Source organism: Acidovorax sp. SUPP2825, from assembly GCF_030158995.1.
GTDB lineage: Bacteria > Pseudomonadota > Gammaproteobacteria > Burkholderiales > Burkholderiaceae_C > Paracidovorax.
Window position 1 is genome coordinate 62,171 of sequence record NZ_BQXK01000005.1, and the last position, 20,671, is coordinate 82,841.

Here is a 20,671-nt window from a genome sequence, read left to right on the forward strand (position 1 = left end):
ACGGTGCGCGCGGCCGGGGTCAGCGGGTGGCCGTGGCGGCGTCGTTGCGCGCGAAGACCCCGCGTTCGCGCCACAGCGTGCGGGCTTCGCGGCCGGCCTTGTAGACCAGGGAGCGTTCCTGCACCACGGTGCTTCCCAGCCGCAGCCGGCCGAGCACTTCGTAGTACGACGAGGAGACGGTGTGCGTGGTGGTGTCCATCCGCGCCGAGCCGCTCAGCAGCTTGCGCGCGTCTTCCTCGTTGCGAAAGTGCCGGGCCTCGCGCGCCTGCACCAGCTGCTGCGCGCCGGCCATGTCCAGCCCCTCGATGCTGGCCTGCAGCACCTGGGCGCTGGCTGTGTTCAGGTTCACCCGCGTGCTGCGCGGCAGCACGGTGGCGTAGGGCTCCAACGCCGCGATGGTGGCGGCGTCCACGCCCAGCCAGGACAGCTGCGACAGGGTGCGCGGCATCAGGGGCGCGTTGCCCGCATCGCCGCCCGTGGCCTTGGCCTGGCGCAACCCGTCGGCCAGCAGGTTCAGCTGCTGGCGCGGCAGGCCGAGCTGCTCGAAAAGGCGGGTGAACTGGCGCAGGGGGATCTCCTGCACCGCATTGCCGTCCACCAGGTTGAAGAGGTTCAGGCGCGACTGCAGGTCGATGATCCGGCCGGACAGGAAGGCATCGGCCGTGTCGGTGCTCGCATCCTCGGGCTGGCTCACGTTGCGGTCCGCCGCGAGGAAGGTGGACAGGCGCGCTTCCTCCAGCGGCACGGCCCAGGGCTCGGCCAGGTGGTCGGTGCCGTCGCTGTCGCGCGCGGCGGCGTCCTCGCGCAGGATGAGCCGCGACCAGTCGAGCGCGCCGGCCAGGATCCACGCCGACTGCGCCCGCGCGCGCTCGGCGGTCTCCACCTCGACCGCGCGCCACTGCTGCCACATGGCCGCGGCCGCGAACGTGGCCACCAGCGTCACCGTGAGCATGGCGGCCAGCAGCGCCGCGCCGCGTGCGGCGGGGCGGCGGGCGGGCGGGCGGCGGGCGCGGGTCATGTCTTGCCTCCGCCGTTCACCGGGTTGACCCAGTCGCGGGTGAGCGTGCCCGCCAGCGCGCGGCCGGGTGGCAGCGTCAGCTGCAGGCGCACGCCTTCGGGGATGTTGGTGGCGGCCGTCGGGCCCTGCGATTGCGGCAGGTTGGCGGTCGTCTCGCTGCTGGACAGGGCGTTGTACCAGGCCCCGTCGCGGTAGTAGTAGATCTGCCAGTTCACCAGGGGCATGAGCACGGTCTCGGTGCGCCGCTCGGCCTCGCCCGGCGTGCGGGCCCATTGCGCCGCGCGCTGCCAGGCCTCGCGCCATTGCGCCCGCGTGCGCACCGGCGGCGACTGCCAGCGCAGCCACTGGTCGATGCCGTTCACGTTGCGCCGGGTCCAGGCCACGACCACCGGGCCTTCGTCGGGCTCGGCGCTGCTGCGGCGCGTCATGCGCAGCACCTGGCCGTCCCAGTCGAGCGGCTCGGTCTGGTCAATGGCCTGCAGCGCATCCAGGTCGGTGCCCCACTGGGCGAGCGCCGCCTGGATGACGAGCAGGCCGTCGGCCCGCTCCCGCGTCTGCTCCTGCGCGCGCACCATGCCGTCGAGCCCGCGCCAGCTCATGATCGCCAGGATCGCCATGATGGCGATGGCCACGAGCAGCTCGATCAGCGTGAATCCGCGCGAAAGCCGGGTCGGGCGGCGCATGTCAGTACCTCCCCACGATGGTGGACAGGCGCAGCACGGAGTTCTGCCCGTCGGACACCTGGGCATCGACCCGGCGGAACTGCGGGTTGGGCGTGGGCCGCACGACCAGCGTGACGTCGTAGCGGCGCCCGGCCTGCTCGCAGGCCAGCGTGCTGTCGCCGATGGCCGGCATCTGGCGTGACAGACGCACCTTCACGAGTTCGTTCTCGGCGCACAGGTGGGCGAGCAGCACGTCGGTCTGTCGCGCGGCATTGCGCGTGAGGGCTGACGTGGCCTGCAGCCCGGCCATGAGCGCGATCGCCACGATGGCCAGCGCCACCATCACCTCGACCAGCGTGAAGCCGCGCTCGCGCGGCCGGCGCGGCCCGCCGGGGCGGCCGGTCATGGCGCGGGCTCCACGGCGAAGGGCCGCAGCCCGTCGGTGACCACGCGCACCGCGCGCCCCGGGTGGCCCTGGTTGGCCAGCACGACCTGCTGCGGGCCGATGAGCGGCTCCGGCCCGAGCTGCAGCAGGCCCGGCCCCAGCACCTGCGTGCCGGGGTCCAGCCAGGCGCCGGCCGACGGATTGCCCGGCAGCCCTTCGAAGCGAAAGCCGCCCGCGAACGCGCGCCAGCGCACGGTGGCGCCGGACGCCCGCGATTGCGCGCGCGCCGCCTCCAGCAGCGCCGAGAGCCGCTCGCCCTCGCGGTCCAGCAGCGTCTGGCCGTTGTCGCGCAGCGCAAAGCCCACGCCGGCCGTGGCCAGCGCGATGATCGAAACCACCACCAGCAACTCGAACAGGGTGAAACCCCGGGCGCGGCGGAAAGGATTCGGGGTCACGGGATGTCGATCGCCACAGGGGCGGGGGCCGGCGCGTTCATGCGGGCGGCGGCCGCAAGCCGGAGCCCCGTGGCGCGGCCGTCACTGCCAGCTGCCGATGTCCGCATCCTTGCCCTCGCCGCCGGACTGGCCATCGGCCCCGAACGACATCACATCGACCTCGCCCTTGATGCCGGGGCTGAGGTACTGGTAGGGGCGGCCCCAGGGGTCGTTGGGCAGCTTTTCGAGGTAGGGGCGCCAGTTGCCTGGCGCGGGGCCCGAGGTGGGCTTGGCGATGAGCGCCTGCAGGCCCTGTTCGGCCGTGGGATAGCGCTGGTTGTCCAGCCGGTACAGCTTGAGGGCCTGCACGATGTTGGTGATGTCGGTGCGCGCCGCCGTGCTGCGGGCATCGTCGGCGCGGTCGAGCACGTTGGGCACGATCAGCGCGGCGAGCACGCCGATGATCACCAGCACCACCATCAGTTCGATCAGGGTGAAACCGGCCGCCAGGCGGCGGCGTGCGGTGCGGGCAAGGGAGAAAGCGTGTGAATTCACTGAGGGGCGACTCGGATAGGGCAGATGCGGTCAATCATAATCGTGCGATGGTGACAAACACATACGGCAGGTGGGGCGTGCGCCTGGGCACGATGGCCCTATGGGCATTGGCGGGCGCCAGCGTGGTCTATTGGGGCCTGCGCCTCTCGGCCCGGCCGGCCGGCCCGGGCGTGGCGGCGGCAGCGCCCGCGCCCCTGGCACCCGACGCCCAGGCCCTGGCGCGGCTGCTCGGGGCAGGGCCCGCCGCGCCGTCCGCGCCGGCGGTACGCGAGCCCAGCCGTTTCGCGCTGGTGGGCGTGCTGGCGGGCACGTCCAGCGGTGGCGGCGCGGCCTTGATCGCCGTGGACAACCAGCCGGCCAAGCCGTTTCGCGTCGGGGCCACGGTGGCCGAAGGGCTGGTGCTCCAGGCCCTGGGCCGCCGCCAGGCGCGGCTGGGGCCGTCGCACGATGGCGCGGCCACGGTCACGCTGGAAATTCCGGACAAGCGGTAGCGGTTCGGGGGGCGCACGCGGGGTGTGCGGCACAAAGAAAGACATCTGTTTCAGATGGGGCGAAAGCCGCTGGCTCCGAAGCGTTCAGTGCGTTGGCGCGTCCAGCGGCACCGTGGTCCATTCCCCATAGGCCGGTGCGGCCACCGGCCATTCGTCGGCCCGCGGCAGGCGCCCGGGCCGGGCCTGCAGCCACTGTACGCAGCGCGCTACTCCCGCATGGGTGATCCACAGCACATCGCCACCCCGGTCGTGGGACAACTGGCGTGCCTCGGACAGTGCCGCATCCACGCGCAGCAGCATTGCGGCCAGGCTGTCGCCGCCGCTGGCGCGGGGGGCGCCGAAATCCACCGTCCACGCATCGATGTCGGCCCGGGCAATGGCGTCCCAGGCGCGGCCTTCCCAGGTGCCGAAATCCATCTCGGCGAGGCGGGCGTCGGGCTCGCTGGCCGAATCGGCCTTCAGCACCATCAGGGCCTGCGCAAGCTGCTCACATCTTCGTAGCGGCGAGTGGCGCATGTCCGCGAGCGTGCCGGGCAGCGCGCGGGCCAGCCGGCGGGCGGCATCGGCCGTCGCGGCAGGGTCGGCGGGCACGTCGAGCGCGCCGTAGCACACGCCCGGCGCCACGAGCGGCAGCGCATGCCGCACCAGCCACAGGCGCCGCTGCGTCACCGCAGGCCAGGCCCCAGCGCGACGGCGGTGGCCAGGTAGATGGCGATTTCGCCGATCTGCTGCGTGGCCCCCAGGCAGTCGCCCGTGAAGCCGCCCAGCCGCCGCGTGAACCAGCGGCGCATGCACAGCGCGGCCAGGGCGCTGGCCGCGAGGGACACTATCAATACAGCAATGCCCAGCGCATAGCCCATCAGCGCCAGAGGCCCGATCGACCACAAAAGCGCGGTGGCCAGCGAGCGCCCGCTGATCTGGTCCGCCAGCGGCTTGCTCTTGGAGGTGGCCGTGTCGCCCACATGGGCCAGGGTGCGCACCAGCACCAGGGGCCAAAAGCGCGACAGCACATGGGCTGCGGCCAGCGCCGGCAGCACCACGCCCAGGCCACCGGCGCCCAAGAGCGCCAGCAAGGCCAGCTTGGCGGCCAGCGCCAGCACCAGCGCCATGGCCCCGAAGGCGCCGATGCGCGAGTCCTTCATGATCTCCAGCGCCCGCTCGCGCTGCAGGCTGCCGCCCAGGCCATCGGCCACGTCGGCCAGGCCGTCTTCGTGGAACCCCCCCGTGACCAGCACGGTGGCCACGGTGCTGAACACCGCGCACACCCAGGGCGCCGCGGGCTGGGGCCCCAGCGCCCACGCGAGCGCGGCGTGCACCGCCACCGCGACCGCCGCCACCAGCCAGCCCACGCCCGGCAGGTGTCCGGCGCTGGCGCGCAGCAGGGCAGGGCTGTAGCCCACCCAGGCCGCGGTCCGGCCGGTGACGGGAATCCGGGTGAAGAACTGCACGGCCAGCAGATAGTGGCGAAGCGCCTGCATGCTGTTTGCTATCAAATAAATAGCTATATGCCCTAGTACTAATTGTGCTGGAGGCCGTTTTGGCGCAAAGCCTTCGGGCTAGGCGCGCCCGGCCTGCAGGAACAGCTGGTAGGCCGGGTTCAGCGTTTCTTCCACATAGGGATAGCCCAGTGTGGCCAGGAAAGCGTCGAACGCGGCCGCATCGCCCGGCGGCACCTGCATGCCCACCAGAATGCGCCCGTAGTCGGCGCCCTGGTTGCGGTAGTGGAACAGGCTGATGTTCCAGCTCGGCTGCATCAGGCTCAGGAACTTGAACAGCGCCCCCGGCCGCTCGGGGAAGACGAAGCGCAGCAGCCGCTCCTCCTGCGCGAGCGCCGAGCGGCCGCCCACCAGGTGGCGCAGGTGCTCCTTGGCCAGTTCGTCGTGCGTGAGGTCGAGCGCCTCGAACCCGTGGCGCTGGAAGTTGCGGGCGATCTTCTCCGACTCGCCCTTGCCGTGCGTGGTCAGGCCCACGAACACGTGGGCGCGTGCGGCGTCGCTGATGCGGTAGTTGAACTCGGTCACGTTGCGCGGGCCGCCGGGCAGTTGCCCCACCACCTCACAGAACCGCTTGAAGCTGCCGCGCTCCTCGGGAATGGTGACCGCCAGCAGGGCCTCGCGTTCCTCGCCCACCTCGGCGCGCTCTGCCACGAAGCGCAGGCGGTCGAAATTCATGTTGGCGCCGCACAGGATGGCCGCGTAGGTCTCGCCCCGCGTCTTGTGTGTATCGACGTATTGCTTGATGGCGGCCACGGCCAGGGCGCCGGCCGGCTCCACGATGCTGCGCGTGTCTACGAAGATGTCTTTGATCGCGGCGCACACGGCGTCGGTGTCCACGGTCATGAACTCGTCCACCAGGCCCTGGGCCACGCGGAAGGTCTCCTCGCCCACCAGCTTGACGGCCGTGCCGTCGGAAAACAGGCCCACGTCGGCCAGCGTGACGCGGCTGCCCGACGCCACGGATTGCGCCATGGCGTCGGAATCGTTCATCTGCACGCCGATCACGCGGATCTCGGGGCGCACCGCCTTGATGTAGTTGGCCACGCCGCTTACCAGCCCGCCGCCGCCGATGGCGACGAACACCGCATCGAGCCGGTTGCTGCCCAGGCTCTGCAGCTGGCGGAGGATTTCCATGGCGATGGTGCCCTGGCCGGCGATCACGTCGGGGTCGTCGAAGGGGTGTACGAAGGTCAGGCCCTGGGCTGCCTGCAACTGGGTCGCGTGCTCGTAGGCGTCGGAATAGCTGTCGCCGTGCAGCACGACCTCGCCGCCCAGCGTCCGGACGGCATCCACCTTGAGCTGGGGCGTGGTCGTCGGCATGACGACGACGGCGCGGGTCCCCAGCTTGTGCGCGCTCATCGCCACGCCCTGCGCGTGGTTGCCAGCCGAGGCGCAGATCACGCCCTTTTGCAACTGCTCGGGCGACAGGTGCGCCATCTTGTTATAGGCGCCCCGCAGCTTGAAGCTGAACACCGGCTGCTGGTCCTCGCGCTTGAGCAGCACCTGGTTGTGGAGCCGGCGGCTCAGCGCCTTGGCGGGTTCCAGGGCCGATTCGACCGCCACGTCGTAGACGCGGGCCGTGAGGATCTTCTTCAGGTAGTCCAGGGGCGTGAGGTGCTGGGTCATGTCGTGCGGATCGTTGCCGCGCCGGTCGCGGGCAGGGCCGCCATCATAGGCGGTGGCCCGACGCTGCTGCCGTCGTGCGCTGGGCAAAAAAAACGGCCCCGGACTGTGAAGTCCGGGGCCGAATCCATCCTTTGAGGAGATGGAGGAGACAATGGGTGCGAACAAGCCGTTTGGGCTTGCTGTCCACCCTTTCGGGCAACGCATGGTGCGAAGTGTAGCCCAAACCATGCTGCGTTGCAGCAAAATTGACGGACCATCTGGGGATGGAAATGCCGTTTTCGCTTTTTTTGATGGAGAAAAACAACATGGAATGCACAGTCACCTGGACGGGCGCCACGGGCACCCGGTCCGGTATGGGATTCATCGCCGAAACCGGCAGCGGCCATGTCCTGGCCATGGACGGCGCGCCCGATGCCGCCAACCCCGCCAACGGGGGGCAGAACCTGGCGCCGCGCCCCATGGAGACAGTCCTGGCCGGCACGGGGGGGTGCACGGCCTACGACGTCGTGCTGATTCTCAAGCGCGGCCGGCACGACGTGCGCGGCTGCAGTGTCAAGCTCACCTCCGAACGCGCGCCGGTCGATCCCAAGGTGTTCACCCGCATCCACATGCAGTTCACCGTGACGGGCAAGGCGCTGCCTGCGGCGGCGGTCGAGCGTGCGATCGCCATGAGCCACGAAAAATACTGTTCCGCCAGCATCATGCTGGGCAAGATGGCAGAGATCACCACGGGCTTCGACATCGTCGAGGGGTGATCGGCCTGGCGGCGCGCTGACGGCGGCCACTGCACCGAGGGCATTCCTTCAGATGCGGTGCGCCACCGTGGTCATGCACTTGGCGGCGGCCTTCATCAGCATGCGCACCGGGGCCGGCAACTCCTGGCCGCCCGCGGCCAGGGCGCCGCTCGCGTGCCGCTCTTCGTCGCTCTTCATGCGTGCCACGACCGAGCGGGAAGCCAGGTCCTGCGCCGGCAAGCGTTCCAGATGGCTTTGCAGGTGCTGCGCCACCTGCCGCTCGGTTTCTACAACGAACCCCAGGCTCACCCGGTCGCTGACCTGGGCCGCGGTCCAGCCGATGGCGAACGCCCCGGCGAACCAGAGCGGATTGAGCAGGCTGGGCCGGTCGCCCAGGGCGTCGAGCCGTTCGCGGGTCCAGGCGAGGTGATCCGTTTCCTCTCGCGCCGCCTCCAGCAGGTGGGCGCGCAGGTTCGCATCGTGCGTCACGGCGGCCTGGCCGGTGTAGAGTGCTTGGGCGCAGACTTCGCCCACGTGGTTCACCCGCATGAGCGCGCCCGCCAGGCGTTTGTCCGCGGGCGAGAGATTGCCTTCAGAATGGGCGCGGGCCGGTGACGGCTCCCCGGCTCGGGGCTTGGCGAAGAGGGTGCGCAGTGCGGTATCGACCGCCGTCAGAAGTGGATCCATGGAAAAATCGGGTGGAGTTCGAAAGTGCTACAGAATTTTCGAATGGATACAAAAATGCGAGCATCCTTTGCCCGCTGGGCGCCGCGGATAAGTCAGTTCCGTGACGCCTCAAGGGTTGTTGCAACACAGCAACGATTTGGGCCTTTCGGTGCAATTGTGAGGGAATTCCTTTGCGAAACGGACGTGGCTCTGTTGCAATAAGGACAACTTCCCCACCAGGAGGTTGGCCCGGGGATCCGGCGGACTGCGCTTGTGCATCTCAGCCCCCCGAACCGGCGCCCTCGTTTAACCTTGGAGTAACTCGCAATGAAAAAATCCCTGATTGCCCTGGCTGTGCTGGCTGCTTCCGGCGCTGCAATGGCTCAATCTTCCGTCACGATGTTCGGTATCGTTGATGCAGGCGTTGGCCGCATCTCCGCCGACAATTCCGTGACCGGCGTGTACAACAGCGGCAATGCAACCAGCCGTCTGGGTTTCCGCGGCGTTGAAGACCTCGGTGGCGGTCTGAAGGCTGGTTTCTGGCTCGAAGGCGCTATCCAGAACGACACCGGCACCGGTGCTGGCGGCGGCGCTACGGGTCCTGGCTTCGAATTCAAGCGCCGTTCCACGGTGAGCCTGATGGGCAACTTCGGTGAAGTTCGTCTGGGTCGTGAACTGACGGCTGGCTACGACAAGCCCAGCTCGTACGATCCGTTCGGCCAAGTCGGCGTGGGTAACTTCCTGGGCTTCGGCATCGGCGGTCAACCTTTCCGTATCGGCAACGGCGTGAGCTACCGCACCCCTGGCAACCTGGGTGGCTTCTTCGGTACCGTGCACTACGCTTTCGGCGAAACGCCTTCCAACGCTGCCTACGACAAGGCTGGCAACTACCTCGGCCTGGCCGGCGGCTACGAAAACGGTCCTCTGAGCGTGACCCTGGCAGCTGACAAGCTGCGCGGCGCTACGGCTCCCCAAGACGTGACCACGTACTCCATCGCTGGTTCGTACGACCTGGGCGTCGTGAAGCCAATCTTCATCTGGCACCAAGAAAAGAACAACGCTGCTGTGCAAACGAAGTACAGCACGTACCTGATCGGCCTGACCGCTCCTGTCGGTCCTGGCACGGTGAAGGCTTCGTTCGCGAACCTGGACCTGAAGAACAGCAGCGCCGACTCCCGCGTGCTGGCTCTGGGCTACGTGTATGACCTGTCCAAGCGCACCGCTGTGTACGGCACGATCGCTCACATGCAAAACAAGGGCGGCGCAACGCGCGTTCTGGCCAGCAACGGCCTGACCGGCGCTACCGCTCTGCCTGGCGAGAACGTCAACGGCTACCAAGTTGGTATCCGTCACTCCTTCTAATAGGGCGCTGACGCAAGTCAGCAGTTCTTAGGAAGAAAAAAGCCGCCGACCTTCGGGTCGGCGGCTTTTTGCATTGGTGTCCCCTGTGTCGCGTATGTAACAAAAAACTAGGGAAAACGCCTGTGGGTATGCTGCCATACGGTCTGTTCTGCAAAAACCGGGATTTCTAAAATGAATTTCCCTTATTCCAAGCAGAAAGAGACAACACATGCGTACTTCGTTTGTGACAAAAACCATCGCTGCCGCGGCGCTGGGTGTGGCCTCGCCATTGCTTTTCGCTCAGGCCAATACCAGTAGCGTGCAGCTGTACGGTATTGTGGATATGGCATATCGCCACACGAACAACGAAGGCCCGGCCGGCAGTCCCGGGGGCTCGCTGAACCAGATGGTGGGCGGCGGCATGTCGCAAAGCCGTTGGGGCATCAATGTGACCGAGGACCTGGGCGGTGGACTAAAGGCTTTGGTCAATCTGGAAAACCGATTCGGGGCAGACACGGGAACCCCGGCGACGCCCTATTTCCAGCAGTCCTGGGTGGGCGTGCAGGGAGGCTTCGGACGGCTGACCATGGGCCGCCAGTACAACATCCTGTTCGATCTGGTCACGAGCACCTACGCCTCCTATCCCTACTCCCCCTACATGGACGTGTACAAGCCGGAAATCGGCTTCGCACTGGGCGCGCGGGCCGACAACATGCTCAAGTACATGGCCGAGGTCGGTCCATGGCGCGGTGCGCTGCAGTATTCGTTCGATGAGAAGAGCCCCACCGGCGGCAAGACGGCCGGGGGCTATCTGCGCTATGCATCGGGCGGCCTGGCCGCTGGCCTGGGTTACCAGAACTACGAGTTCGCCTCGGGCAAGAAGGTCGATGCCTGGACGGTCGGTGGTTCCTACCGCATGGGTGATTGGTACTTCAATGCGGGCTACGGCCAGAACAAGGTGGATGACGGTCTCACGGCGGTTGACCGGGCCGTGCTGGGCGCCATGTGGCAGGGCACGATCAACGGTGGCTTCGGCGGGCCGGCCTTCCTGGCTGCCAACAAGCGCACGATCTACAAAGTCGGTGCGGGTTATCAGATCACGCCCCAGTTGAACATCGGCGCGCACTACTTCCGTGCCGACCAGAAGGGCAACACGGCGGCCGCCAAGGGCAAGGCGGACTTCTTCACGATGGCCTTCGACTACGCGTTCTCCAAGCGCACCGACGCGTACCTCGAACTCGACCACACCAAGCTCAAGGGCGACCAGATCAGCCTGAGCAACGCGGCGGGCCAGGTCAATGGCGCCAAGAGCCGCACGGGCTACACGATCGGCCTGCGCCACCGCTTCTGACGGGCCCTGGCCGCGCCCCGAGGCGCGGCCGATCATCGATGCGAACGACCAGCCTCTTCGAAAGGGGCTGTCTGCACTGAGTGCACACGAAGGGCCGGGTGATCCGCCAGCGCCGATCCGCGCAGGGCGGGGACTGGCACCTTCCTTGCATGGGTTTCCCGCTCATGCCAGATCCTGGGCCGGCCAGACCCCGGCTTCCAGCGACCTTCCGCATACCTCACAAAGGAAGCGGCATGTTCCACGCTTTATCCAAGAGGGTTCCATGAAGCTCATCACTGCCATTGTTTCGGGCGCTGCCGCCTGTGCGATCCTCGCGTCGCCCCTGGCCCACTCCAAGACGTTCAAATGGGCCAGCCAAGGCGAAATCTCCACCTGGGACATCCACTCGCAGAACAATGCCCTACAGAACGGGCTGCACGCGAACGTGTACGAAACGCTGACGTACTACAACAGCCGCACCTTCGAGATCGAACCCGTGCTGGCGACTGCGTGGCGCGAGGTGAGCCCCACGCAGGTGCGCTTCACGCTGCGGCAGGGCGTCAAGTTCCATGACGGCTCGGCGTTCACGGCCGACGATGCGGTGTATTCGCTCTCCCGGGCCATGGCCAAGACCTCCAACTACACGCCGTTCGTGCAAGGTTTCGACCGGATCGTGAAGGTCGATGCCCAGACGTTCGACATCTTCCTCAAGTCGCCCAATCCCGTGCTGCTGCGCCAGTTGACCGAGCTGCGCATCATGAGCAAGGCCTGGGCCGAGAAGAACAAGTCCGTGGAGCCCAAGGACATCAAGGGCACCGACGAGAACTTCGCGCACCGCAATGCCATGGGCACCGGCCCCTACACCCTGGAGTCCTGGCAGCCGGACGTGCGCATGGTGTTCAAGCGCAACCCGAACTGGTGGGGCACGATGGAAGGCAACGTGACGGAGATCGTCTACACGCCCATCAAATCCGCGTCCACGCGCGTGGCGGCCCTGCTCTCCGGCGAGGTGGACATGGTGCTCGATCCCTCGCCGCAGGACCTGGCACGGCTGCGCTCCGGCGCCGACCTGAAGGTGGTCGATGGCGTGGAGAACCGCACCATCTTTCTGGGCATGGACCAGTTCCGCGATGAGTTGGTGGGCTCCAGCGTGAAGGGCAAGAACCCGTTCAAGGACGTGCGCGTGCGCCGTGCGCTCTACCAGGCCGTCGATGTGAACACGCTCACCCGCAGCATCATGCGCGGCCTGGGCAAGCCGACCGGCACGCTGGTGGCGCCCCAGGTCGCGGGATGGACCGAAGGGGTAGGCAAGCGCATGCCCTATGACGTCGAGGCCGCGAAGAAGCTCATGGCGGATGCCGGCTACGCCGATGGCTTCGAGGTGGACTTCGCCTGCCCCAACAACCGCTACATCAACGACGAGGCCATCTGCCAGGCCGTGACGGCCATGTGGGCGCGCATCGGGGTGAAAGCCAAGCTGCGCACGCTGCCGCAGGTGACGTACTTTCCGATGATCCAGCGCAGCGAAGCCAGCATCTACATGCTCGGCTGGGGCGTGCCGACGTTCGACGCGCTCTACAGCCTGCAGTCGCTGGTGCGCACCGTCGGCACGGGCGGCGACGGCAACTACAACGTGGGCCGCTACAGCAACGAGCGCATGGATTACCTCGTGGACCGCATCAAGGCGGAGACGGATGCGCCGGTGCGCTCGCGCATGCTGACCGAGGCGCTGCAGCTGTCCAACGACACGGTCTCGCACATTCCGCTGTACGACCAGGTCATTCCCTGGGCCATGAAAAAGACGGTGGACGTGGTCCACCGGGCCGACAACCGCGTGGACATGCGCACGGTCAAGATCAATTGATGCACGCGCTCCTGCCCAGGCTGCCGACCCGGCCTGGCGCTTGCCCAACTGCCGGACGGGGGGTATTCGTGGCGATGGCCCATCCCCCTGCTAGCATGCCCGATTCACTCACGGTTCACTGATGCTTGCCTTTATTCTGCGACGCCTGATTCAGGCCGTCATCGTGATGATCGCGGTGGCCTTCATCTCCTTCATGCTGTTCCAGTACGTCGGAGATCCCGTCACCTTCCTGCTCGGCCAGGATGCCACGCCCGAGCAGATCCGTGAGCTGCGCGCGGCGCTCGGCCTGGACAAGCCTTTCATCGTGCAGTTCTGGCACTTTCTGGTGAACGCCGCGCAGGGCGAGTTCGGCCTCAGCCTGCGCCAGGGCGCGAAGGTGTCGCGGCTGATCGCCGAGCGTTTTCCCGCCACGCTGGAGCTGGCCCTCGTGGCCGCCGTGCTCGCGCTGCTGATCGGCGTGCCGATGGGCGTGTACGCAGCGCTGCGGCGCGGTAGCTTCGCGAGCCAGCTGTTCATGACGCTGTCGCTGCTCGGCGTGTCGCTGCCCACCTTCCTGATCGGCATCCTGCTGATCCTCGTGTTCGCCGTGCACCTGGGCTGGTTCCCGAGCTTCGGGCGGGGCCCCGTCACGCAGCTGGGCTGGTGGAGCACGGGCCTGCTGACCCCCAAGGGCTGGCACCACATCACGCTGCCGGCGATCACGCTGGCGATCTTCCAGCTCACGCTGATCATGCGGCTCGTGCGCGCCGAGATGCTGGAGGTGCTGCGCACCGACTACATCAAGTTCGCCCGTGCGCGCGGCCTGTCCGACCGGGCGATCCACTTCGGCCATGCCCTCAAGAACACGCTGGTGCCGGTGATGACCATCACCGGCCTGCAGCTGGGCGGCCTCATCGCCTTCGCCATCATCACCGAGACGGTATTCCAGTGGCCGGGCATGGGCCTGCTGTTCATCCAGGCGGTCACTTTCGCGGACATTCCGGTGATGGCGGCCTACCTGTGCCTGATCGCGCTCATCTTCGTGGTGATCAACCTCGTGGTCGATCTGCTGTATTTCGCCGTCGATCCGCGCCTGCGCGTGGGCAAGGCCGGAGGGCACTGAGACATGGCGCAGGCGCTTCGCTTCAAGGCCGGGGGCCGGGCCTTCGCGCACATCGCGCAGTACCACCCCGAACTCACCGCGTTTCGGCGGGACCTGCATGCGCACCCCGAACTCGGCTTCGAGGAGGTGTACACCGGGGCCCGCGTGAAAGAGGCCCTCAAGGTCTGCGGCGTGGACGAGATCCATGACGGCATCGGGCGCACGGGCATCGTCGCCGTCATCCGGGGGCAGGGCCGCGGCAGCCGCAGCATGATCGGCCTGCGTGCCGACATGGACGCGCTGCCGATGACCGAGCAGAACGATTTCGCATGGAAGTCCTGCAAGTCCGGCCTCATGCACGGGTGCGGGCACGACGGGCACACCGCCATGCTGATCGGCGCGGCGCGCTACCTGGCCGCCACGCGCCAGTTCGACGGCACCGCCGTGCTGATCTTCCAGCCCGGCGAAGAAGGCTTTGCCGGCGCGCGGGTGATGGTGGAGGACGGCCTGTTCGAACGCTTTCCCGTGCAGTCGGTGTACGCCATGCACAACTGGCCCGCCATGAAGCCCGGCACCATCGGCCTGAACTCGGGCGCCATGATGGCCGCGGCCGACCGCGTGACGATCGAGATCACCGGCCGGGGCGGCCACGGCGCCCATGCCTACCAGACGGTGGACGTGGTGCTGGTGGCGGCGCACATCATCACTGCGGTGCAGGGCATCGTCTCGCGCAACGTGCGCCCCATCGACAGCGCCGTGATCAGCCTGTGCGCGATCCAGGCGGGCGACCTGGGCGCCTTCAGCGTGCTGCCCGGCACGGCCACGCTGGTGGGCACGGTGCGCAGTTTCGATCCGGTGGTGCAGGACATGGTGGAGCGGCGCATCCAGGAGCTGTGCAGCGCCATTGCGCTCGGCTTCGGCGCCACCGCCACGGTGCGCTACGAACGCATCTATCCGGCCACCATCAACACCGAAAGCCATGCGCAGTTCGCGGGCGACGTGGCCGAATCGCTGGTGGGCGGCGAGAACGTGGTGCGCGACATGGACCCCAGCATGGGCGCGGAAGACTTCTCCTTCATGCTGCAGAACAAGCCTGGCGCCTACCTGCGCATCGGCCAGGGCACGGGCCCGGGCAACAGCGCGCTGCACAACAACCGCTACGACTTCAACGACGACATCCTGCCGCTGGGCGCCGCGCTGCATGCCAGCCTGGTCGAGCAGGCCATGCCGCTGGCGAGCGCCTGACGCCCGCATCGGCCCGTGTGCGCACATCCCCCTTTTCTTCCTCAGGAGTCCCCATGAAATTCCAGACAAAAACGGCGTTGGCCCTGGCGATGGTCGCCATGGTGTCCGTCGCAGGGGCGCAGACCATCCGCGTGGCGAACCAGGGCGATGCCCTGTCGATGGACCCGCACTCACTCAACGAATCGCTGCAGCTGAGCGTGACCGGCAACGTCTACGAGCCGCTTGTGGGGCGCAACAAGGACCTGAGCCTGGCGCCCGCGCTGGCCACCAGCTGGAAGATGACCTCGCCCACGGTCTGGCGCTTCGAACTGCGGCGCGGCGTGCAGTTCCACGACGGCACACCCTTCACTGCGGACGACGTGCTGTTCTCGCTGGGCCGCACGCAGGTCGAGGGCTCGGACATGAAGAGCTACACGAACGACTTCAAGGAAGTGCGCAAGATCGACGACTACACGGTCGAGATCGAGACCCGCTCGCCCTATCCCATCCTGCCGGACGTGCTCACGCTCGTGTACATGATGAGCAAGAAGTGGTGCGAGACCAACCAGGCCACGACGCCGGTGGACCGCCGCAAGGGCATCGAGAACGCCGCGTCGTTCCGTGCCAACGGCACCGGGCCGTTCCGCGTGCGCGAGCGCCAGCCCAACGTGCGCACGGTGTTCACGCGCAACGGCAGCTACTGGGGCGCCATCGAGAGCAATGCCAGCGAGATCATCTACACGCCGATCGGCAACGACGCCACCCGCGTGGCGGCCCTGCTGTCGGGCGAGGTGGACGTGATGGAGCCCGTGCCGGTGCAGGACATCGAGCGCGTCAACACCAGCCCCAACACCCGCGCCGTGACGGGCCCCGAGCTGCGCACCATCTTCCTGGGCATGGACCAAAAGCGCGACGAGCTGCTGTATTCCAGCGTGAAGGGCAAGAACCCCTTCAAGGACAAGCGGGTGCGGCAGGCGTTCTACCAGGCCATCGACATCGAGGGCATCCGCAAGACCGTCATGCGCGGCGCGGCCAACCCGTCCGCCCAGCTGGTCGGCCCCGGCATCAACGGCTTCCAGGCCGACATGAAGCGGCTGCCCTACGACGTGGATGCGGCCAAGAAGCTCATGGCCGAGGCGGGCTACGCCAACGGCTTCGAGCTGACGATGAACTGCCCCAACGACCGCTACGTGAACGACGGCCGCGTTTGCCAGGCGGTGGCGGCCAATCTTGCGCGCATCAACGTCAAGATCAACCTGCAGGCCGAGACCAAGGGCACCTATTTCCCGAAGGTGCTGCGCCGCGACACGAGCTTCTACATGCTGGGCTGGTCGCCCGCGACCTACGATGCGCACAACGCGCTGAATGCCCTCATGACGTGCGTGGACGACAAGGGCGCCGGCCAGTTCAACCTGGGCGCGTACTGCAACCCCAAGGTCGACGAGCTCACCCGGCGGATCCAGGCGGAAACCGACAAGACCCAGCGCAACGCCATGATCCGCGAAGCGTTCGCGATCCACGCCGCCGACATCGGCCACGTGCCGCTGCACCAGCAGGCGCTGGCCTGGGGCGTGAGCAAGAAGGTCAAGCTGGTGCAGATGGCCGACAACTTCATGCCCTTCAAATGGATGAGCATCGTCAAGTGAGCGCCGCAATGGCTAGCTAAAGCATTATGTAATTGCTATTGATCTTCCTGTGATTTATTTTGCCAATATTTTTTTGTATTCGAATGGATTTTGGTAAGGGGTATTTAATTTGTTGACCTGCGCGGCTGCTCAAGGCCATGCTCGTTCTTTTACTGGGCGCCCATATTGATCCATATGCACACCAGGACCATATGCATTTGGTTTGATCCGCAGTTGTTCTCCAGGCACTGCGCCGCCGGCTGGCTCAAGAGTTACAGGTTGTCCATACTGATTTCTATAAATTCCGGGAGTGTATATATTTGAAGTGTTTTGATTTTTAAACGGTTGCGGATCGTTTGCTAATTCGGATTTTATGATTGCCGCACCTAATTCATTCCAAGAGGAGTTGGTTGAAGAGCAAGCAGTGAGAAAAATAAGGCCGAATAAGAAAATGAAATTTGCAAACATAAGAATTCCATTAGTTGGTAATCATGTTTATATCCTAGCTCAATGGAGTCCACCATCCAACTTTTTGGAAGCAAACACGATGAAAAAAACGCTCTTCCGATGGTTCGACAGCGATGTCGGCCACAGCTTTCGCACCTCGCCCGTGGCCATCGGTGCGGCGGTGATCGCGCTCATCTGCGTGTTCTGCTCGTTCTTCGCGGGCTGGGTCGCGCCGCACAACCCGTTCGATCTGACCACGCTCGAACTGGGCGATGCGCGGCTGCCGCCGGCCTGGAGCGCCGAGGGTTCCACCAAATACCTGCTGGGCACCGACGACCAGGGCCGCGACATCCTGTCCGCGGTGATCTACGGCGCGCGCATCTCGCTCATCGTGGGCTTCGCTTCGGTGGTGCTGTCGGTGGTGGTGGGCGTGGCGCTCGGGCTGCTCGCGGGCTTTCGCGGCGGCTGGGTGGATGCGGTGCTCATGCGCCTGTGCGACGTGATGCTGTCGTTCCCGGCCATCCTGGTGGCGCTGCTGATCGCCGGCGTGGGCCGCGCGGTGTTTCCCAATGCGCACGAGTCGCTGGCGTTCGGGGTGCTGATCATCTCGATCTCGCTCACCGGCTGGGTGCAATATGCGCGCACCGTGCGCGGCTCCACGCTGGTGGAGCGCAACAAGGAATACGTCCAGGCCGCGCGCGTGACGGGTGTCAACTCGCTGCGCATCATGCGCAAGCACGTGCTGCCCAACGTGATGGGCCCGGTGATGGTGCTGGCCACCATCCAGGTGGCGACGGCCATCATCACCGAGGCGACCTTGTCGTTCCTGGGCGTGGGCGCGCCGCCCACCTCGCCCTCGCTGGGCACGCTGATCCGCATCGGCAACGACTACCTGTTCTCGGGCGAGTGGTGGATCACGGTGTTTCCGGGCGCCATGCTGGTGTTGATCGCGCTGTCGGTGAACCTGCTGGGTGACTGGCTGCGCGATGCGCTCAACCCCCGCCTTAGATAAAAAAGCATGGGCGCCCACGCTCGAAAAAGTACACCCATGAGCCTTCTCGAAGTCAAGAACCTCGTCGTCGAATTCCCCAGCCGCCGCGGCACGCTGCGCGCGCTGGACGACATCTCCTTTTCCATCGCGCCCGGTGAAATCCTGGGGGTGGTGGGCGAGTCGGGCGCCGGCAAGTCGCTCACGGGCGCGGCCATCATCGGCCTGCTGGAGCCGCCGGGGCGGGTGGCCTCCGGCCAGATCGTGCTGGAGGGCCAGCGCATCGACAACCTGTCGTCGCGCGAGATGCGGCACATCCGCGGCCGGCGCATCGGCGCGATCTTCCAGGATCCGTTGACCTCGCTGAACCCGCTGTACACGGTGGGCCAGCAGCTCGTCGAGACCATCCAGGCCCACCTGCCCGTGAACGCCGCGGAGGCCCGCCGCCGCGCCATCGACCTGCTCAAGGACACGGGCATCCCGGCCGCCGAGCAGCGCGTGGACCATTACCCCCACCAGTTCTCGGGCGGCATGCGCCAGCGCGTGGTGATCGCCCTGGCGCTGGCGGCCGAGCCGCAGCTCATCGTGGCGGACGAGCCCACCACGGCGCTGGACGTGTCGATCCAGGCGCAGATCATCCAGCTGCTCAAGAACATCTGCAAATCCCGCGGCGCGGCCGTGATGCTCATCACCCACGACATGGGCGTGATCGCCGAGACCTGCGACCGGGTGGCGGTGCTGTATGCCGGCCGCGTGGCCGAGATCGGCCCCGTGCACGAGGTCATCAACCACCCGGCGCACCCCTACACGGCCGGCCTGATGGCGTCCATCCCCGACATGGAGCAGGAGCGCGAGCGCCTGAACCAGATCGACGGCGCCATGCCGCGCCTGAACGCCATTCCCCAGGGCTGCGCCTTCAATCCGCGCTGCCCCCACACCTTCGACCGCTGCAAGGTGGAGCGCCCCGAACTGCTGCAGGCCGGCGCCACGAAAGCCGCCTGCTGGCTGCACGACCTGCCCAAGAAAGCCGCCGCATGAGCGTCCACATTCCCACCCCTTCCGCCAGCGGCAGCGCCGCCGCCGGCAAGCCCCTGGTGCAGGCGCACGACCTGGCCAAGACCTTCGATGTGTCCGCCCCCTGGCTCAACCGCGTGCTGGAGCGCAAGCCGCGCACGCTGCTGCACGCCGTCGACGGCGTGAGCTTCGAGATCGAGCGCGGCAAGACGCTGGCGCTCGTGGGCGAATCCGGCTGCGGCAAGAGCACGGTGGCGCGGCTGTTGGTGGGCCTGTACGAGCCCACGCGCGGCGGCCTCACCTTCGACGGGCAGGACGCGCACGCGGCCTTCAAGGGCAAGGACGCCCAGGCCATGCGCCGCCGCATCCAGATGATCTTCCAGGACCCGTATGCCAGCCTCAACCCGCGCTGGCTGGTCGAGGACATCATCGGCGAGCCGCTGCGCGAGCACGGCCTCATCACCGACAAGGCCGAACTGAAGGCCCGCGTGGGCGAGCTGCTGCAGTCGGTGGGCCTGTCGCCGCTGGACATGGTGAAGTACCCGCACCAGTTCTCGGGCGGCCAGCGCCAGCGCATCTCGATCGCGCGGGCGCTCGCCACCGAGCCGGAATTCCTCGTGTGCGATGAGCCCACGTCGGCGCTCGACGTGTCGGTGCAGGCGCAGGTGCTCAACATCATGAAGGACCTGCAGCGCGAGCGGCACCTGACCTACCTGTTCATCTCGCACAACCTCGCGGTGGTGCGCCATGTGAGCGACCAGGTGGGCGTGATGTACCTGGGGCGCCTGGTGGAGCTGGCCGACAAGCGCGAGCTGTTCGCCACGCCGCGCCACCCCTACACGCGCATGCTGCTGGACGCCATCCCCAAGATGCACGACACCGGCCGCTCGCGCACGCCGGTGCAGGGGGAGGTGCCCAATCCGCTGAACCCGCCGCCCGGTTGCGCGTTCAACCCGCGTTGCCCGCACGCCAACGACCGGTGCCGCACCGAGCGCCCGCAGTTGCTGAACCAGGGCGGCGCCCGCGTGGCCTGCCACGGCATCGAGGAAGGCCGCATTCCGCTGGTGGCGGTGCCCGTTCCCGCCACGGTTTGATCGAAATCGGGCCGATGCCCTAGTGGATCATGTTCCTTTTGCTATATTTTTTATAGCAAAAGGGTGGCTTGGGTGGATTCGGGTGAGCGGCGGCAGGCGCCACCGCCCATCCCGCTTCAATTGAATTTGCCGTTCACACCGCCCACGCTGTAGCGTCCGGCGCCCAGCAGCACCACGCTCAACGCGCCGAACAGGTACAGGCCCTGCAGTTCCAGCGCCCAGCCGCCCTGCTTGTTGAGCGCGAACAGATCGGCCATGTGCACCAGCCCGAACGCCACCAGCATGTTGACCACCACGATGGCGGCGCCAGCGCGGGTGGCCAGGCCGACGATCATCAGCACCGGCGCCAGGATCTCGCCGACGAACACCAGATAGCCCAGGGCGCCCGGCAGGCCGGCCCGCTCCAGCATGCCGCTGATGAAGCCCACCCCGTTCTGCAGCTTGAAGATGCCGTGCAGCAGCACCAGCACGCCGACGGCGACACGCAGGACGAGTTTGCCGGCATCGTCCGAGGGGGCGGCGTCGGTATGGCGGGATACGTTGTTCATGGTTTCTCTCCTCTCTGAGTCAAAAAAACGCAGTATGCGGGCCCGTTC

The 20,671-nt window shown here is 66.9% G+C and carries 22 protein-coding genes; 11 read left to right on the forward strand and 11 right to left on the reverse strand.

Going from position 1 to position 20,671, the window contains the following annotated elements; translation table 11 throughout:
• Positions 1-19: 19 nt before the first annotated feature.
• From gspK to gspG, 5 genes are all read right to left on the reverse strand, one after another.
• A complete protein-coding gene (gene gspK / locus AVAK2825_RS08110) occupies positions 20-1,018 on the reverse strand; it encodes a type II secretion system minor pseudopilin GspK (RefSeq protein ID WP_284396426.1) in 999 nt (332 codons plus the stop codon).
• Positions 1,015-1,701 (reverse strand): PulJ/GspJ family protein, encoded by a 687-nt coding sequence (locus tag AVAK2825_RS08115; RefSeq protein ID WP_284396429.1) that lies wholly within the window; start codon positions 1,699-1,701, stop codon positions 1,015-1,017. The genes gspK and AVAK2825_RS08115 overlap by 4 nt, the downstream gene beginning before the upstream one ends.
• Position 1,702: 1 nt before the next feature.
• Positions 1,703-2,086: a type II secretion system minor pseudopilin GspI gene (gspI, locus tag AVAK2825_RS08120; protein WP_272567444.1), complete on the reverse strand. Its 384-nt coding sequence runs from the start codon at positions 2,084-2,086 to the stop codon at positions 1,703-1,705.
• On the reverse strand, positions 2,083-2,520 hold the full coding sequence (locus tag AVAK2825_RS08125; RefSeq protein ID WP_284396432.1) for a prepilin-type N-terminal cleavage/methylation domain-containing protein: 438 nt from the start codon (positions 2,518-2,520) through the stop codon (positions 2,083-2,085). The genes gspI and AVAK2825_RS08125 overlap by 4 nt, the downstream gene beginning before the upstream one ends.
• 81 nt (positions 2,521-2,601) lie before the next feature.
• Positions 2,602-3,054, reverse strand: a complete 453-nt coding sequence (gene gspG / locus AVAK2825_RS08130; protein WP_284396434.1) for a type II secretion system major pseudopilin GspG — start codon at positions 3,052-3,054, stop codon at positions 2,602-2,604.
• 47 nt (positions 3,055-3,101) lie between these two features.
• Between gspG and AVAK2825_RS08135 the strand changes: the two genes are divergently transcribed.
• A complete protein-coding gene (locus AVAK2825_RS08135) occupies positions 3,102-3,545 on the forward strand; it encodes a general secretion pathway protein C (protein WP_284396437.1) in 444 nt (147 codons plus the stop codon).
• A gap of 84 nt (positions 3,546-3,629) precedes the next feature.
• Here the strand turns inward: AVAK2825_RS08135 and AVAK2825_RS08140 are convergent, their stop codons facing one another.
• The 3 genes from AVAK2825_RS08140 to ilvA all read right to left on the reverse strand — a co-directional run bounded on the left by AVAK2825_RS08140 (position 3,630) and on the right by ilvA (position 6,667).
• On the reverse strand, positions 3,630-4,214 hold the full coding sequence (locus AVAK2825_RS08140; protein ID WP_284396439.1) for a histidine phosphatase family protein: 585 nt from the start codon (positions 4,212-4,214) through the stop codon (positions 3,630-3,632).
• Positions 4,211-5,023, reverse strand: coding sequence for an adenosylcobinamide-GDP ribazoletransferase (gene cobS / locus AVAK2825_RS08145; protein ID WP_284396441.1), 813 nt, complete (start codon positions 5,021-5,023; stop codon positions 4,211-4,213). The genes AVAK2825_RS08140 and cobS overlap by 4 nt, the downstream gene beginning before the upstream one ends.
• Before the next feature lie 78 nt (positions 5,024-5,101).
• Complete coding sequence (gene ilvA, locus AVAK2825_RS08150) at positions 5,102-6,667, reverse strand: threonine ammonia-lyase, biosynthetic (protein ID WP_284396443.1); 1,566 nt, start codon at positions 6,665-6,667, stop codon at positions 5,102-5,104.
• 305 nt (positions 6,668-6,972) lie between these two features.
• Between ilvA and AVAK2825_RS08155 the strand changes: the two genes are divergently transcribed.
• The gene (locus AVAK2825_RS08155) at positions 6,973-7,422 is read left to right on the forward strand and encodes an OsmC family protein (RefSeq protein ID WP_284396445.1); all 450 of its coding nucleotides are present in this window, start codon (positions 6,973-6,975) and stop codon (positions 7,420-7,422) included.
• A 48-nt stretch (positions 7,423-7,470) separates the two neighbouring features.
• On the opposite strand, the gene coq7 is transcribed toward AVAK2825_RS08155, so the two are convergent.
• Positions 7,471-8,088, reverse strand: a complete 618-nt coding sequence (coq7, locus tag AVAK2825_RS08160) for a 2-polyprenyl-3-methyl-6-methoxy-1,4-benzoquinone monooxygenase (protein WP_284396447.1) — start codon at positions 8,086-8,088, stop codon at positions 7,471-7,473.
• Between the two features lie 306 nt (positions 8,089-8,394).
• Between coq7 and AVAK2825_RS08165 the strand changes: the two genes are divergently transcribed.
• The 6 genes from AVAK2825_RS08165 (at position 8,395) to AVAK2825_RS08190 (ending at position 16,553) form a co-directional block, all read left to right on the forward strand.
• Positions 8,395-9,429, forward strand: a complete 1,035-nt coding sequence (locus tag AVAK2825_RS08165; RefSeq protein WP_284396449.1) for a porin — start codon at positions 8,395-8,397, stop codon at positions 9,427-9,429.
• Positions 9,430-9,637: 208 nt separating this feature from the next.
• Complete coding sequence (locus tag AVAK2825_RS08170) at positions 9,638-10,759, forward strand: porin (RefSeq protein WP_284396452.1); 1,122 nt, start codon at positions 9,638-9,640, stop codon at positions 10,757-10,759.
• Between the two features lie 262 nt (positions 10,760-11,021).
• On the forward strand, positions 11,022-12,602 hold the full coding sequence (locus AVAK2825_RS08175; RefSeq protein WP_284396455.1) for an ABC transporter substrate-binding protein: 1,581 nt from the start codon (positions 11,022-11,024) through the stop codon (positions 12,600-12,602).
• A gap of 121 nt (positions 12,603-12,723) precedes the next feature.
• Complete coding sequence (locus tag AVAK2825_RS08180) at positions 12,724-13,704, forward strand: ABC transporter permease (RefSeq protein ID WP_272567456.1); 981 nt, start codon at positions 12,724-12,726, stop codon at positions 13,702-13,704.
• Positions 13,705-13,707: 3 nt separating this feature from the next.
• Positions 13,708-14,928 carry a M20 aminoacylase family protein gene (locus AVAK2825_RS08185; protein ID WP_284396458.1) on the forward strand — a complete coding sequence of 407 codons (1,221 nt, stop codon included), beginning with the start codon at positions 13,708-13,710 and terminating at the stop codon, positions 14,926-14,928.
• A gap of 53 nt (positions 14,929-14,981) precedes the next feature.
• Complete coding sequence (locus AVAK2825_RS08190; protein ID WP_284396460.1) at positions 14,982-16,553, forward strand: ABC transporter substrate-binding protein; 1,572 nt, start codon at positions 14,982-14,984, stop codon at positions 16,551-16,553.
• 129 nt (positions 16,554-16,682) lie between these two features.
• Here the strand turns inward: AVAK2825_RS08190 and AVAK2825_RS08195 are convergent, their stop codons facing one another.
• On the reverse strand, positions 16,683-17,000 hold the full coding sequence (locus tag AVAK2825_RS08195; protein WP_284396463.1) for a hypothetical protein: 318 nt from the start codon (positions 16,998-17,000) through the stop codon (positions 16,683-16,685).
• A 79-nt stretch (positions 17,001-17,079) separates the two neighbouring features.
• On the opposite strand from AVAK2825_RS08195, the gene AVAK2825_RS08200 reads away from it, so the two are divergent.
• From AVAK2825_RS08200 to AVAK2825_RS08210, 3 genes are read left to right on the forward strand one after another with little or no spacing between them, the layout of a single operon-like run.
• Positions 17,080-17,991 (forward strand): ABC transporter permease, encoded by a 912-nt coding sequence (locus tag AVAK2825_RS08200; RefSeq protein ID WP_272567462.1) that lies wholly within the window; start codon positions 17,080-17,082, stop codon positions 17,989-17,991.
• A gap of 36 nt (positions 17,992-18,027) precedes the next feature.
• Complete coding sequence (locus AVAK2825_RS08205) at positions 18,028-19,005, forward strand: ABC transporter ATP-binding protein (protein ID WP_272567463.1); 978 nt, start codon at positions 18,028-18,030, stop codon at positions 19,003-19,005.
• Positions 19,002-20,075: an ABC transporter ATP-binding protein gene (locus AVAK2825_RS08210; RefSeq protein ID WP_284396476.1), complete on the forward strand. Its 1,074-nt coding sequence runs from the start codon at positions 19,002-19,004 to the stop codon at positions 20,073-20,075. The genes AVAK2825_RS08205 and AVAK2825_RS08210 overlap by 4 nt, the downstream gene beginning before the upstream one ends.
• A 116-nt stretch (positions 20,076-20,191) precedes the next feature.
• Here AVAK2825_RS08210 and AVAK2825_RS08215 read toward each other — a convergent pair whose 3' ends face one another.
• Positions 20,192-20,623, reverse strand: a complete 432-nt coding sequence (locus tag AVAK2825_RS08215) for a DoxX family protein (RefSeq protein WP_284396478.1) — start codon at positions 20,621-20,623, stop codon at positions 20,192-20,194.
• Between the last annotated feature and the right edge of the window lie 48 nt (positions 20,624-20,671).